The organism is Nonomuraea sp. NPDC049141 (assembly GCF_040648415.1).
GTDB lineage: Bacteria > Actinomycetota > Actinomycetes > Streptosporangiales > Streptosporangiaceae > Nonomuraea.
This window is the reverse complement of record NZ_JBEZDR010000002.1, coordinates 184,971-199,119: the sequence shown is the minus strand read 5'-3', so window position 1 is coordinate 199,119 and position 14,149 is coordinate 184,971. Positions and strand designations below refer to the sequence as shown.

Annotated in this window: 11 protein-coding genes and 1 pseudogene; 3 read left to right on the top strand and 9 right to left on the bottom strand. The window is 69.6% G+C overall.

Annotation, left to right across the window (positions count from 1 at the left end):
- Window positions 1-3: 3 nt before the first annotated feature.
- The 3 genes and pseudogenes from AB0B91_RS05765 to AB0B91_RS05755 form a co-directional block, all read right to left on the bottom strand.
- Window positions 4-1,200 (bottom strand): cellulase family glycosylhydrolase, encoded by a 1,197-nt coding sequence (locus tag AB0B91_RS05765; protein WP_358317499.1) that lies wholly within the window; start codon window positions 1,198-1,200, stop codon window positions 4-6.
- A 66-nt stretch (window positions 1,201-1,266) separates the two neighbouring features.
- Window positions 1,267-2,067: pseudogene (locus tag AB0B91_RS05760) on the bottom strand (carbohydrate-binding protein); the annotation flags it as partial.
- Window positions 2,068-2,179: 112 nt separating this feature from the next.
- A complete protein-coding gene (locus AB0B91_RS05755) occupies window positions 2,180-2,416 on the bottom strand; it encodes a hypothetical protein (RefSeq protein WP_358316202.1) in 237 nt (78 codons plus the stop codon).
- Between the two features lie 70 nt (window positions 2,417-2,486).
- Here AB0B91_RS05755 and AB0B91_RS05750 point away from each other — a divergent pair, with 70 nt between their 5' ends.
- Entirely contained in the window at window positions 2,487-2,843 is a 357-nt protein-coding gene (locus tag AB0B91_RS05750) for a hypothetical protein (protein WP_358316199.1), read from the top strand.
- 14 nt (window positions 2,844-2,857) lie between these two features.
- On the opposite strand, the gene AB0B91_RS05745 is transcribed toward AB0B91_RS05750, so the two are convergent.
- Complete coding sequence (locus AB0B91_RS05745; RefSeq protein WP_358316196.1) at window positions 2,858-3,328, bottom strand: hypothetical protein; 471 nt, start codon at window positions 3,326-3,328, stop codon at window positions 2,858-2,860.
- 313 nt (window positions 3,329-3,641) lie between these two features.
- On the opposite strand from AB0B91_RS05745, the gene AB0B91_RS05740 reads away from it, so the two are divergent.
- Window positions 3,642-6,521 (top strand): BTAD domain-containing putative transcriptional regulator, encoded by a 2,880-nt coding sequence (locus AB0B91_RS05740; protein ID WP_358317497.1) that lies wholly within the window; start codon window positions 3,642-3,644, stop codon window positions 6,519-6,521.
- An 8-nt stretch (window positions 6,522-6,529) separates the two neighbouring features.
- Here AB0B91_RS05740 and AB0B91_RS05735 read toward each other — a convergent pair whose 3' ends face one another.
- Entirely contained in the window at window positions 6,530-7,327 is a 798-nt protein-coding gene (locus AB0B91_RS05735; protein WP_358316193.1) for an NADP-dependent oxidoreductase, read from the bottom strand.
- A 48-nt stretch (window positions 7,328-7,375) separates the two neighbouring features.
- Between AB0B91_RS05735 and AB0B91_RS05730 the strand changes: the two genes are divergently transcribed.
- Window positions 7,376-7,972, top strand: a complete 597-nt coding sequence (locus AB0B91_RS05730; RefSeq protein ID WP_358316191.1) for a TetR/AcrR family transcriptional regulator — start codon at window positions 7,376-7,378, stop codon at window positions 7,970-7,972.
- A gap of 24 nt (window positions 7,973-7,996) precedes the next feature.
- On the opposite strand, the gene AB0B91_RS05725 is transcribed toward AB0B91_RS05730, so the two are convergent.
- From AB0B91_RS05725 to AB0B91_RS05710, 4 genes are all read right to left on the bottom strand, one after another.
- Window positions 7,997-9,610, bottom strand: a complete 1,614-nt coding sequence (locus AB0B91_RS05725; RefSeq protein WP_358316188.1) for an AbfB domain-containing protein — start codon at window positions 9,608-9,610, stop codon at window positions 7,997-7,999.
- Between the two features lie 75 nt (window positions 9,611-9,685).
- Entirely contained in the window at window positions 9,686-11,419 is a 1,734-nt protein-coding gene (locus AB0B91_RS05720; protein WP_358316185.1) for a sigma-70 family RNA polymerase sigma factor, read from the bottom strand.
- A gap of 125 nt (window positions 11,420-11,544) precedes the next feature.
- On the bottom strand, window positions 11,545-12,840 hold the full coding sequence (locus AB0B91_RS05715) for a hypothetical protein (RefSeq protein WP_358316182.1): 1,296 nt from the start codon (window positions 12,838-12,840) through the stop codon (window positions 11,545-11,547).
- A 154-nt stretch (window positions 12,841-12,994) separates the two neighbouring features.
- Window positions 12,995-13,957, bottom strand: coding sequence for an aldo/keto reductase (locus AB0B91_RS05710; RefSeq protein ID WP_358316179.1), 963 nt, complete (start codon window positions 13,955-13,957; stop codon window positions 12,995-12,997).
- Window positions 13,958-14,149: the final 192 nt, after the last annotated feature.

Sequence of the window (14,149 nt, the reverse complement as noted above, 5' to 3'; positions counted from 1 at the left end):
CGGTCAGAAGTCGTCGGCGGTGCGGACTCTGTCGCGGACCCAGACGCCGGCCGCCTTGAGGCGGGAGGTACCGGTGAAGGGGCCGTTCGGGCAGGTGCCTTCGGTGAAGACGGCGCCGGAGCGCTCGTCGTCGGAGTAGTTCCAGTTCGTCCAGCTGATCTTCTTCTGGGCCATCAGGTCGAGGTACTGCTGCGACCTGGTGAAGTTGTTCGAGCCGTCACCGGAGGAGGTCTGGGTGCCGAACTCGGTGACGAACATCGGGATCTTGTCGGCGGCCCTGGACAGCGTGTTGAGGTACTCGGTGCCGTGGGAGGCCGCGTAGAAGTGGAAGGTGTACATGATGTTGGTCGCGCTGACCGGGTTGTTGACGACCTCGGTCTCGCTCGCGCCGTCGGAGACGCCGAGGGAGGACCAGGCGCGGGTGCCGACCAGGATCGGGGTGTCGGGGTCGTACTGCCTGATGACGGGGATGAGCTGGTTGGCGTAGCTCCTGATCGTGGACCAGGAGACGCCGCTGGGCTCGTTGGCGATCTCGTACAGCAGGTTGTTCTTGCCGTTGTGCCGCTGGGCGATCTCGGTGAAGAACGTCTTGGCCCTGGCCAGGTTGTAGTTGGGGTCGCCGGGGGTGAGCATGTGCCAGTCGACGATCGCGTACATGCCTCTGGCGGTGGCCTGCTCGATCAGGTTGTGCACCCGGTCGGTGAACAGCCGGGGGTTCGTCTCGTAGCCGTCCTCCTGGATGTACATGGAGATACGGAGCACGTCGGCCTTCCAGTCGTCGGCCAGCGCGTTGAGTGACGCGGTGTTGAGGCACTGGTAGTACCACTGCAGGCCGTGCGTGCTCATGCCGCGGAGCTGGATCTCCTTGCCGTGCTCGTTGCAGAGCCTGACGCCGCAGACGTGCAGTTGGCCGTTGGCCGCGACGGGGGTGCCGGTGCCGGCCGGCTGGGTGGTGGCCGTGACGGTGGCGCTGCGGTCCGACTCGTTGTCCGACGGGTCGCGGGCGGTGACCGTGTAGGTGTGCGTGCTGCTCGCCGCCAGGCCGGTGATCTGGGCGGTGGCTCCCGGCACGGTGGCCACGACGGTGTCGCCCTCGCGTACCCGGTAGTCCTTGATGGTGCCGCTGTTGTCCGTGGCGGCGTCCCAGGCCAGGGTGATGGAGCCGGACGTGGTGCCCGTGGCGCGCGGGTTGCCCGGCACGGTCGGCTTCTCGGTGTCAGGTGGTCCGATGGCTGAGGCGCTCAGCCTGTCGAGGTTGGGCCCGCCGTTCGCCGTGGTGGAGGTGGCGCGGACGGTGTTGGCGCCCGCGGTCAGCGCCGCCGGGACCGTGACCTCCTGCCAGGTCGTCCAGGCTCCGGTGCCCGGGAAGTCGCGGTTCACGGTCGTGCCGTTGACCGCGATGGCCATCGGGCGGTTCACGGTGGTGCCGTTGGCGAAGCGGAAGGCCAGCGTGGCGTTGCCCGCCGTGGCCGCGTTCACGGTGAACTCCACGTACGAGCCGACGACGTTGTCGAGGTTGACGAAGCCCGTACCGGTGAACCCGGCGTGGTTCGACTCGACCACGCCCTGCGAGATCGTGGCGCTCTCGGCCTGGTAGTCGTTCGACGGCGCGGCGACGTCGGCCTCGATGTAGTCGAGATTGGGCCCGCCGTTGGCGGTCGTCGCCGTGGCCCGGACCGTGTTGGCGCCCGCGTTGACCGGCGCGGTGATCGTGACGTCCTGCCAGGTGGTCCACGCGCCGGTGCCCGGGAAGTCGCGGTTCACGGTCGTTCCGTTGACCGCGATGGCCATCGGGCGGTTGACGGTGGTGCCGTTGGCGAAGCGCAGCGTGATCGAGGCGGTGCCCGCGCTCGCGGCGTTGATCGTGGTCTCGACGTAGCTGCCGGTCAGATTGTCGTAGTTGACGAATCCGGTGCCGCTGTATCCGGCGTGGTTGGACTCGACCACACCTTGGGAGATCGTGGCGCTCTCGGCCTCGAACCTGGTGGGGGCGGCCTGGGCGGGAACGGCGGGTAAGAGGGCGACGACGATCGCGGCCAGTGCGACGAGCCGTGGGGATCGGTGCATCGGGGGGTGCTCCTACTCGTTCATTAGGAAAGTTAACTAACGAGTATGTGTGAGCATAGATAGGATGTCTCTCCGCGAGAAGGCCCAAATCTGACCGGCCCGGTCAAGATCGCTAGGACAGCAGGTCGAGGAAGTGGGCGCGGAGTTCTTTCGGGCCCAGGTCGGTCAGGGCGAGGACGCCCTGCTCGCCTAAGAAGGCATCCCCGACCCCGAGCCCGACTCCCACGCCCACCCCTTCGAAGAAGCGGAAGGCGCGCAAGCCGACGCCGCTGGCCCAGCCGACTGTGACCGTACGCGTGCCCGTGCAGACGCAGCCGCTCCCGACCACCCGTCCCGTCAAGAAACGCACCGCCACTCCGACGCCGACGCCCACCACCAAGAAGCCGACGCCTACTCCGACCCCCACACCGTCGGAGAAGGTGAATCCGTACAACCCGGTGGACGCGTGCAACTCCAACTCCAACGGGTCCACCGGGTACAGCCTGCTGAGCTCCGCCACCTACGCCGGCGGCTCGGTTCACCTGCTGCACAGCGACAGCGCTCGCGCGTACTGCGCCGTCCTGCTGAAGGCGAAGTCCGTGGGGGAGAACACCGACGTCTGGCTGGAGCTGCAGACTCTCGCGGGCGGCAAGGTGACCAGAACCAAGCGACTGCCCGGCCGGGCGACCTATCTGTTCCGCAACTTCGTCATGTCCACGGACGCCCGCTGCGTCCGCTTCTCCGGCGGCACGGCCGAGGGCAGCACCTCAGGCGTCTGGGGACAATGCGGTTCCTGATGCCGGGCGTCACATCACCAGGGCGCGGTGCAGATGGCGCGGCTGCCTGGCACGCCCCTCGGCGCCCCGCAGGCGCGGAACTGCAGATTCGGATCGCTTGAGGTGCGGGCGGCGGGCGTGATCACGATGTCCCCGTCCCATCGCGCCTCGAACGGACCGCAGTAGCCCCAGGTACGGCCCCCGTCGCTGGTCACGTCGAGGGTGACCCAGTCGCCCTGTTTGGCGCCGGAGAGCTGCGCCCAGCCGTGCTGGATGCCCTGGATCTTGCCGTACATGAGGTTGAACTGCGGCCGCCCGTTGGGGCCGCCCCAGCGGACCATGCGGGCGGACTTCGGGTCGTTGCCGGTGAAGTGCCACCAGCCGCCGCAGTTGATGGGATCGGCCGCGGCCACCGCCGTACCGGCGGACGCGCTCGGGGTGGACATAACCGCGCCGGCGAGGACGAATGCCGACACCACAGCCATCCCGAGAATTCTTTTGCGCATCTTTCTCCCCCTTGTATGCGTGAAATTTCTGACCCCTGCGGTCATCACGCTAAACATGGGCGCTGTCGTCATCCTTTCGCCTACCTGTCGCCTTCACGAAGGCGGCTGAATTAAGGATGGCCATGAAGCTGATCTCCGGGCAGGATGTATTTCCATACCCGCGGAAACGGTCCTCCTTTGTTGCAGGGTGGAGAGTGCGAACGGGGTGATCGCGCCATTGGGGATGGCGCGTCATGCCGCCGGGAGATCGCGGAGAGGTCCACGGATGGAAACGGGTACGGGGATCCGGTTCAGTGTGCTGGGACCATTGGAGATGACACGGGGCGGCCGGCCGGTGCGGCTCTCCGCGGCCAAGCAGCGCATCGCGCTGGCGACGTTGCTGGTGAACGCCAACCACCACGTATCACTGGACAAGCTCATCGAGTACATGTGGGGCGACAAGGCGCCCAAGCAGGCGCGCGGGGCGCTGCACACCCACATGACCAGGCTGCGCCGGGTGCTGGACGACGGCGCCGACGGCCGGCCGCTGATCGAGACCGTCGGGGCGGGCTACGTGCTGCGGGCCGACGCCGACAGTCTCGACCTGGAGCGGTTCCGCGAGCTCGCCGTACAGGCGGCGGGGGCGGGGCGCGCGGGCGACCAGTCGGGAGAGTCCGGCCTGCTGCGTGAGGCGCTCGGGTTGTGGCGGGGCCCGGCGCTGGTCGACGTCCTGTCGGAATCGCTGCACCGCGACGAGGTGTCCCGGCTGGAAGAGGAGCGGATGCGGCTGCTGGAGCGCTGGTTCGATCTCGGGCTGCGTACCGGTCGCCACGAGGAGATCATCGCGGACCTCAAGGCCGCCACGGCCGAGCACCCGCTGCGCGAGCGGCTGTGGGAGCAGCTGATGCTGGCCCTGCAGCTCGCCGAGCGCCGGGCCGAAGCGCTCGACGTCTACCGCAACGTCGCCGACCTGCTGCGCGATGAGCTCGGGATCGACCCTGGCCACGAGCTGCGCCGTCTCCACCAGGCCGTGCTGAACGGCGATCCCGCGCGGGCCGTGCCGAGCGGCGAGCCCACGCAGGCCGGGCTGACGCGCGAGCCCACGCAGGCCGTGCCGGGCGGCGAAGCCGCGTCGGCGCCTCGCGCGCCCGAGGTTCCTCCCCCGCCGTCGGTGCCGCGCCAGTTGCCGTCCGACCTCGCCCGGTTCACCGGCCGCCACGCGGACCTGGCCAAGTTGTACGACCTGCTTCCGGAAGAGGGACAGAACCGGCCCATCGTCATCGCGGCGATCGGTGGCACCGGCGGCGTCGGCAAGACCGCGCTGGCCGTGCACTGGGCCCACCGGGTTCAGGACCGGTTCCCCGACGGGCAGCTCCATGTCGACCTACGCGGGTTCGGGCCCGGCGAGCCCATGGCGCCCGCCACCGCACTGGAGATGATGCTGCGGTCCCTGCACGTACCCGCCGACCAGATCCCCGCGGAGGTCGAGGCCCGCTCCGCGCTGCTGCGCAGCACGCTGGCCGGGCGGCGCGTGCTGGTGCTGCTGGACAACGCCCGGAACACCGCCCAGGTACGGCCACTGCTCCCCGGCTCGGACTGTTTGGTGCTGGTGACCAGCCGTACCCGCCTGGCCGGGCTGGCCGTACACGATGACGCCCGGCATGTGTTCCTGCGCAGGCTGCGCGAGGCGGAGTCGCACACGCTCCTGGGCAAGATCCTCGGTGCCGGGCGCGTGTCCGCCGAGGCCGAGGCCGCGGCCGAACTGGCCCGGCTCTGCGCTCACCTCCCGCTGGCGCTGGCGATCAGCGCCGAGCACGTCACCCGGCGGCCCGGCGCGCAGCTGGCGAACCTGGTCGCCCAGTTGCGGGACGAGCGGTCCCGGCTCGATCTGCTCGGTGTGGACGAGGATCCGCAGATGAGCCTGCGGGCCGTGTTCTCGTGGTCGTACCAGGCGCTCGACCCGCGGGCGGCGCGGGCGTTCCGGCTGCTCGGCCTGCACCGGGGGCTCGCGTTCGGGGTGGGCGCCGCCGCCGCGCTGATCGGGGTGCCGCCCGCGGAGGCTCAGCGGCTGCTCGAGATCCTGACCGACCGGTGCCTGCTGGAGACCGGCGGCCCCGACCGGTATCGCATGCATGACCTGATGCGGGTCTACGCCACCGAACTGGTCGAGGCCGAGGAGTCCGACGCCGACCGGCTGGCCGCGGTCCAGCGCATGCTCTCCTGGTACCTGCACACCGTCGACCGGGCCGATCAGGTGCTCAACCCCCAGCACCAGCAGCTCCCGCTCCCCCAGCTCGCACCGTCGTGCGAGCCGTACACCTTCTCCGGCCACGAGGACGCGCTGCTCTGGCTCGAGACCGAGCACGCCAATCTCATGGCCGCCGTACGGCAGGCGTTCGCGCTCGGCCAGTACACCCTGGCCTGGCGGCTGCCGGTCGCGCTGTGGAGCTTCTTCAACCTGTGCAAGCACTGGGATTCCTGGATCGCCAGCCACGAGATCGCGCTGGAGGCCGCGCTGCTGCTGGGCGACGGGCACGCCGAGGCTCCGGTCCGTACCAGCCTGGCGCTGGCCTATTGGGACCGGCGGCAGTTCAAGGACGCGCTCCCGCACGCCGAGCTCGCGCTGGCGCTCCAGCGCGAGCTCGGCGACCGCTGGGGCGAGGGCAACGCGCTGAACACCCTCGGCCTGGTGTATGTCGACCTGGGCGCGCCGGAGCAGGCCGTCGCGTGCCACCGTCAGGCACTGGCCATCTTCACCGACCTCGGCTACTCCTGGGGGCAGGGCATCGCCTCGGCCGGCACCGGCCGGGCCCTGATCGCTCTCCACCAGCCGCGTACGGCCCTCCAGCACCATCTTTCGGCACTCGCCGCCTTCCGCGCGATCGGCAACCTCTGGGGCGAGGGCATCGCGCTGACCGACATGTGCACCACGTACGCCGCGCTGGGCGACCACGAGGAGACGATCCGCTGGTGCTACCGCTCGCTCGACCTCTGCCGCGAGATCGGCGACCGCAACACCGAGGCCCGCACCCTGCACATCCTCGGCCGGGCACTGGCGGCGACCGGCTGCCCGGTGTCGGCGATCGAGACCTGGCAGCAGGCCCTGACCATCTTCGACCACCTGGCCGACAGCCAGGCGGCACGGGTACGCGCCAGCATCGCCGAACTGGAGGCGAACACGGACCTCATGCTCGAAGCGGACACCGTCTGTTGACGGCCGCTTCACCCGATGGCGACCACCACCATTCCGGTGTACCCGCCGGACAGCAGCGAGATCAGTGCGGCCGGCGCGGCGTCCAGGCCGGGCACGACGACCCGGGGCACGTCGATGCGCCCCTCGCGCAGCCATCCGCTGAAGTCCTCCAGCCATGGTTCTTGGAGGTCGCGATGGTCGGCCACGTGGAATCCGGACAGTGTCAGCCGTCTGCCGATCAGCTCGACCGGGTCCACCGAGACCGCGGCCGACCTGCCACCGAGCTGGTTGTCCAGGGCCCCGCACAGCGCGTATCGGGCGCCCGGCCTGGCCAGCTCGATCGCCGCGGCGAGCTGCTCGCCACCGACGTTGTCGAAGCAGACGTCGATGCCGTCGGGGAGCGCCACCCGCAGCAGACCGGCATAGGCGGTCAGGCCCTGGCCGAGATGCAGGATCGGGTCGGGCAGCGTGCCGGGGTCCAGGCGGCGGAACCGGTCGGCGGCCTCGACGACGTACTCGCGCCAGCCGTAGTGATGCATGACGAGGTCGCCGAAACGCAGCCCGTCCGGTGCCGCCGGCCCGGCGTCGACGACTTCGCCGATCGCGGATCCGAACAGGACCTGGCCGGGCCGGTACGTACCCAGCGGCATGCCGATCTCGACGCCGGACATCAGGGTCCGCATCACGGCGGCGAGCGCGAAATACCGGTTGTGCACCAGCACCTGGTCGTCACGTGGTTCGGGGACGACGGTCTCGACCAGCCGGAAGTCGGACAGGCGCGGCGCTCCCTGCGGGTGGCGGACGAGGTGGATCTCTCTACTGATCATGTGGGAGACGGTAAACCGGTAAATGGTGCACATGTGTAACACTTAACTGTGACCTCCCCGCCCCGGCGCCGGGGCCCGCGTAGCGACGCGCGGGCCAACGACGCCCTGATCCTCACCACCGCCGCACGGGTGCTGGCCGAGGATCCCCACGCCTCCGTGCAACGCATCGCCGACGAGGCCGGTCTCGTACGCATGACCGTCTATCGCCGCTTCCGCAACCGCCAGGCCCTGCGCGAGGCCATCTTCGAGACCGCCGCCGCCGAAGCCCAACAGGCGATCACCAACGCGCTCGACGGCGATCCCGACCCGCGCGCCGCCCTACGTGCCCTGATCATCGAGATGGCCGCGATCATCCAGCGCTATCCCCTGCTGGCCGTCAGCTCCGCCTGGCAACCGCTGCCCGCCGACTCACACCGCCCCTCCCCGTCACCCGCCTCCAGGCGCATGCACCAGACCGTCTTCGCCCTGGTCAAACGCGGGCAGCAGGACGGGGTCCTGCGACGGGACCTGCCACCCGAGCTGCTCCCGCAAGCGATCACCGGCACCCTGCACGTCGTCACGAGGTTCGCCCGCAGCCTGCGGACCGACCCCGCCACCATCGGCCCCCAGGTCGCCGACCTGCTGCTCGACGGGTTCAGCGCGTAGCCGTCCTTCCCTCGCCGGCCCCGGTCAGGTGGCCGGGCGGAAGGAGCTGTCGGTGCGGAACAGGGTTGTGTCCTCCGCCTTGTCCAGGCGGAGGACGTTGTCACGATGACGGATGAACCGTCCCGGGTAGTTGACCGACTCCAGCCGTACCGACCCGTCCGCCGTGCCCTGGCGGGCGTGGAAGGTCGCGTCCCGTTTGAACAGCGCGGTGCCGTCATTGGTGTCGAACCGGACCAGGAAGTCCTTGTGCCGCAGGTAGCGGCCCTCGGAGTCGACGAAGGAGTAGCCCTTGGCGTCGGACAGGCCGGGCACGATCCGCAGCGTGAGCGCGGTCGCCCCGATGCGGCCCGTGGCTTGGATATACGCCTTCGGCTGGTTGACCGACTCGAAGGTCCGTGAAACGCCCGTCGGTAGCAGCCCGCCCCCGCCTCCGGCCGTGGCCGTGGCTCGGGTGAAGGTCAGTGTGCCGAAGCCGAGGTGGTCGTACTTGGCGCCGCCGTAGTCGCCGCCTCCCCCTTCGGGGGCGAGCCGCTTGCTGTACGCCTCCAGGTAGGGCACCGCCAGCCCGCGGCGGACCCCGTAGTGGTTGTAGAGCACCGCCCAGATCGGGTCGCTCGCGCCGCGCCCCGCCGCGGAGACCTCGGTCTGCTCGCGGGGTGCGCAGTTCTGTCCGGTCCCCCACTTGTACGTGGTGAACGGCACGGTCTCGCCGAGGTTGTACTTGGCGACGTACTGGGCGCCCTTCATGAACCGGTTGTCGGCGTAGCCGTACAGGTCGATGCCCTGGTTCCAGGCCATCTCGCAGAGCACGCCCATCAACCCGATGCCGAGACTGGCGTGGCCCTGGTCGCGGCCGCTCTCCTGCCACTGGCCGAGACCGCCGGGGTGCAGGAACGGCACGGCGTTCATGATGGCGCCGTTGCCCTTGCCGTGCTTGAAGTACTCCACGGCCTGGTCGACCTTGGCCTGGTCGTCGCAGAGGACGCCGATGGCCAGGATGGAGGCCATGGCGCACAGGTCCCAGTTGGCCCAGTAGTTGGTGATGCAGGCGTCGTTGTGCCCCTTCAGGAACTGGTTGTTCAGCGGGTAGAAGACCGTGAGCATCATCTTCTTGAAGCGGTCGAGGTCGAATCCGGGGTAACCGCGCATGATCTCGCCGACGTTGGCCAGCTGCCAGCCCTGGATCCCGGCCGCGAGGAAGCGGTCGGCATTGCCCGTCACCGCCTTCAGCGCGGCCGACCAGGCGTTGAGGGTGTCGCGGGCGGCGTCGCCGTGGGCCTTCTCGCCGCTGACCTTCCAGCGCAGCGCGTTCTGGTAGGCGGCGGCCACGTCGATGGCGAGCTGCACATGGTTCGCGCCCGTACCGCCCCTGACGACCGTCTCAAGCGGGCGGGGCTTCCAGGTGCTCTTGGAGCGGCCGTTGGCCACCAGCTTGTCCCAGCCCGCCTTCCACGGCTGGGCTCCGGCGTTCACCTGGGCCCGCATCCGGTCGAAATCCTGCTGCGTGTGCAGCAGGCCGGGGTGCTTGAGCGCCGCGGCCGAGGAGGGGGCGGCGGGCAGCGCGGGCAGTACGGCGGCGCCCGCACCCATGGTCACGGCCGCCTTCAGCAGGCTCCGGCGGGAGGGCTGCGTGGTCATGGAGGTCCTTTCACAGGGGTCACTCTTGTCACAGGAGACTGAGGCGGCCGTCGTCGATAACAGAAATTTCGCCTTTTAGGCCGATACCCGACTGCGCTGGGGGACCTTCGCGGGGTCGGCGGGCCGCGCTCTGGTGAGGTACTGCGGGACGGGGGCGCGGTCGTCGCCGGTGTCGCGGGTCAGGCCGTAGCGGACGATCCCCTTGGCGGGGTCGAGCGCGGTGGAGAGGTCCCTCCAGACCTCGGTCCAGGTCCTGGGCGCCACGCTGAGGTCGACGTCCGTGCCGCTCTCGTTGTTGTGGAGGGTGACCTGGCCGTTCAGGTAGTAGAACTCGTTCTGCCACATCTGCTGCTGACCACGGGGCAGCCGGACGAAGCCGACCTCCGGGGCGCCCATCCAGGTCACACCTGGCGCCTGCTCGTCGTCCATCCGCCGCCCGCCGCCGGAGGCGACGTGGAACAGCTTGCCCTTCAGCCCGGTCCAGGTGGCGGGCTGGAAGTCGCCGATCCGGCTGCGGTAGAGGATGCCCCACCGGACTTCGAGGTAGCCCTTGCCGGTGATGGTGATGTAGTCGCCCCGGTGCGTGATCTGCGGGGCGCCGCCGTACCGGGAGTAGCCGTGCTTTCCGCCGATGGCCAGCGTGCCGGCGCCGCGCCGGGGCAGCGGGGCGGGGCGCCGGTTCTTGGGCGGCGCCTGGTCCGCCGTGTCGATGGTGCGCCCGTACGGGCTGATCGGACGGCTCTTCGTCGGGGTCGGTGTCGGGGTCGGCGTCGGCTTCGGCGAGGGGCGGGTCGGGCGCGGGGAGGACGCGGGCACGGAGGTGGCGATCACCGGTGCGGCCCGGCTGGGCGGCGGCTCGGGCCGCAGGTTCTGGACGACCACCGCGCCACCGGCGATCAGCGCGGTGCTGACGGCGGCGATCGCGACGGGCTTGACGGCCAGCGAGGAACCCGCCGCACCGGCCGCCACCTTGCCCTTGGCGATCAGGCCGCCCTTCAGCGCCGGTACGGCGGCCGTCCGCGCCAGCTCCAGCAACCCCGCCGCGACACCCGCCGGGATGGCCACCAGGCCCAGCCCCGCCAGCAGCCGGTCGGCCGGGATCAGATCCGACAGCTGATCCGTGCAGGTCTGGCACTCCCGTACGTGCCGCGACAGCCGCTTGCGCCAGAGGGGCGACGGCGTACCGTTCCAGCCGCCGGCCACGTACGCCAGCCCGGCGCAGCGGGGCTGGGCCGAGAGCGCGCGCACCACCGCGCGGGCCGACTCCAGTCGCCGCTTGACCCGCTGCACGCGGACGGCGGCGTGTTTCTCGTGCAAGTCCAGTCCGGCTGCCAGCTCCGCCCGGGTGAGCTCGTCCGCGACCTCCAGCCACCACAGCGCCAGCACCTCGCGGTCGTCGTCGTCGAGCCACCGACCGGCCTCCGCGCTCTCCTTGCGCTGCCCGGACAGGCCGAGCCGGGTCACGGTGAGACCCGCGAAGTCGGCACTGGCGTCGGCCATGCCCAGCGCCTCGTCGAGGGCGGCGGGGGTGGCGGCGGTGACCCGCCGCCACTCCCGCACCTGGTTCATGGTGATGGCGACCAGCCAGGATCGGAAGCTCCTGGGATCGCGCAGCCCGGACACCCCGGTCACGACCCTGGCCATCGTCTCCTGGACGACGTCGTCCACGTCCGGGTGGCCGTTCATGGCGCGCCCGGCGATGTTGTACACGAGCTGCAGATGGCCCCTGACCAGCTCGTCGACCGCTCCGTGATCGCCCGCCCCGGCCGCCAGCACCGTTTCGACCTCGTACGTCGACCGCGCGTACATCCATCACCCCGATCCGGAGCCTCCGATGCTCCGACCAGGAGACGGGAACATCACCACTGAGATAACAGAAAACAGTGATTGTTCCAGTTTGTCGCTTATATGGGCATCACGGATGGTGTGTGGGGTTAATCCGTCAGGACGCTCACGCTCGAGTCCCACGCCCGGACGCCGGACAACTTGGCGTACGCGCTGTAGCACACGCCGGTCGGGCCGTTCCAACCGGCGCTGATGATGCCCATCGCGACCACCTTGCCGCCGGCCATGGATCGGTAGATGGCGCCGCCGGAATCGCCCTGGATGGCGCCGGCGCAGTCGTAGGTGCCGTCACCGTTCTGGTCGGAGTTGGTGATCGCCCAATGATTGATGAACATGTCCGCGCCGTTGACGTTGATCCATCCGGCGTAGGAGCCGTCGGTCACGTACTGCCGGCAGGTCTGGCCTGACATGACGCCACTGGTGCAGACCTGGGTGCCGTTGGCTGGGGTGCCGTACTCGGCCGCGCCGACCACCAGCGAGGTGCAGGGTTCGGCGTTCTTGGCGCAGTTGTACACACGGGGGAGGTAGCCGCCGCCTCCCTGCAGCAGGCTGAAGTCGCCGTACAGGTCCTGGGTCCCGTCGGTCGGGTTGAGGAGAGTGCCACGCATCGTGGTGGTGACCATGGCGCCCTGATAGTAGGTGGTCAAGGGCGCGGATGCCGAGGTGAACGACGACGACCAGGCTCTGGGATAGTCGGTCTCCGACGGGAAGCAGTGCGCGGCCGACAACATGTGGGCGACCCCCTGTTTGACGACTGCGAAGGCGGTCGAGCAGACGCCGCCGTAGGAGACGTGCCCCGCGGTCCACATGCGGATCCCCGCACCGCCATAGTGCGGTGCCGTGTCCCGCGAACGGGTGTTGGGTCGCGCGACCGCGTCCTGGAGGCGGAAGGTGATCGCGTCGCCGAAGCGCTGTTTGAGTTCGGTCCTGGCAGTGTCGGAGTCTTCTGAGGCGTAGACCACGGCCGTCGCCTTGACCGGGTCGACGCCCACTCCGAACACCTGGTTCTTGTAGGCGCCGGCCGTGATCAACTCGACGATCTGCGCCTTGGTGGCCTCCACGTCGGCCAGGCTGCGCGGGACCTGTTCTACCGCCACAGATACGGTCTCGCCCGATACTGATCGCGTTCCACTGCGCAGAGTGTCGGCGCGCTGCTTGAAATCAGCGCCGGACGGCAGCGTGACGGTCACGGCGCCCGGACCCGTGACCCGCACGCCGGTGTAGGAACCCGGCGAGGCTTCCACGAGCTTCGCTAACTCGCCGGCCGCGTTCTGGGTGTCCACCGAGATCGAGTCGCCGGGGGGCGGGGGGAAGGGATCGAATCCGGGTGCCTGCAGATCAGCCGAAGCCGACTGGAGAGGGGCGAACGGGACTACGAATGCCACCAGCGAAAGGGCGGCAATCATCATTTTGCGAGACCGCACAGGTCCTCCGACTTGAGGAAGATGGTTACGACACAGAGGTTTCGGTCTGTGCCGATATAAGTGACGATCTTCGCATCAGAAGAGGACCGAAGCTAGGGGCAGGACGAAAACGCCGTCAGGTGCCCTCTGGATAGGGGCCCCACACTGGTACGGCCCGCGCCAGGATCGCGTCGATCGTGCGCAGGTCGGCCTCGGAGAGCCCGAGGCCGACCGCCGGGGTGGTGCCGTCCAGTTGGGCGGGCCGGCGGGCGCCCACGATGGCGACGTGGACGGCGGGATTGGCCAGCGTCCAGGCGACCGAGAGCTGCGGCAGGCTCATGCCCCGTTCCCGCGCCGCCTCCTCCAGCCGCCGCACCACGGCGAGGTTCTTGCTGAAGGCCTCGCCGGTGAAGTCGGGGCTCTTGCCGCGCCAGTCGTCGGCGTCGAAGGTGGTGAACTCGGTCAACCGGCCGGACAGCAGTCCGTGGGCCAGCGGCCCGTACACCAGCACGCCCATGTCGTGCGCGGCGGCACAGGGCAGGACGGCGTCCTCGATGTCCCTGCGGAACAGGTGGTACGGCGGCTGCAGCGTCTCCACGCGCCCGAAGCGTCCCAGCGCCTCTATCTGCTCGGCGTCGTAGTTCGACACTCCGATGTGGCGGATCTTGCCCTCCCCGACCAGTTCCGCCAGCACCCCGGCGGTCTCCTCCGGTGGGGTGTGCTGGTCGGGCCAGTGCACCTGGTAGAGGTCGATGTAGTCGGTTCCGAGGTTGCGCAGGCTCTCCTCGACGCTCTCGCGCAGCCACTGTCCGCCGGCGTCGCGCAGCAGTCGGTCGCCCTCCTGACGGAGCCCGCCTTTGGTGGCGATGACCACGTCCTCGCGGCATGACCGTTGCCGCAGGGCCTTGCCCAGCAGGCGCTCGGCGACGCCGTACCCAGGTGCGGTGTCGAAGAGGTTGATGCCCAGGTCCAGGGCGTGATGGATGGCGTGTTCGCTTTCCCGGAGGTCGACGGCGCCCCAGTCGCCGCTGAAAGCCCAGGTCCCGAATCCGATCACGGAGACCCGCAGGCCGGTCTGTCCCAGTCGAACCTGTCGCATGCCGCTGCCCTTCCGTTGAGCGGTTGTCCGTCCGTTCGATGCCGTTCGTCTGTCAGGCGCGCCGTGTGGCGGTCATACCGTCAAGCCTCGCTCGCGGACGGCCTCCGGGCATTGCGGGTGGCGCCCGGATGGGCTTCCAGGTGGCTGCAATCGTGGGCTACCGGCTGGCCATAGAGCTGACCAGATTCCGGC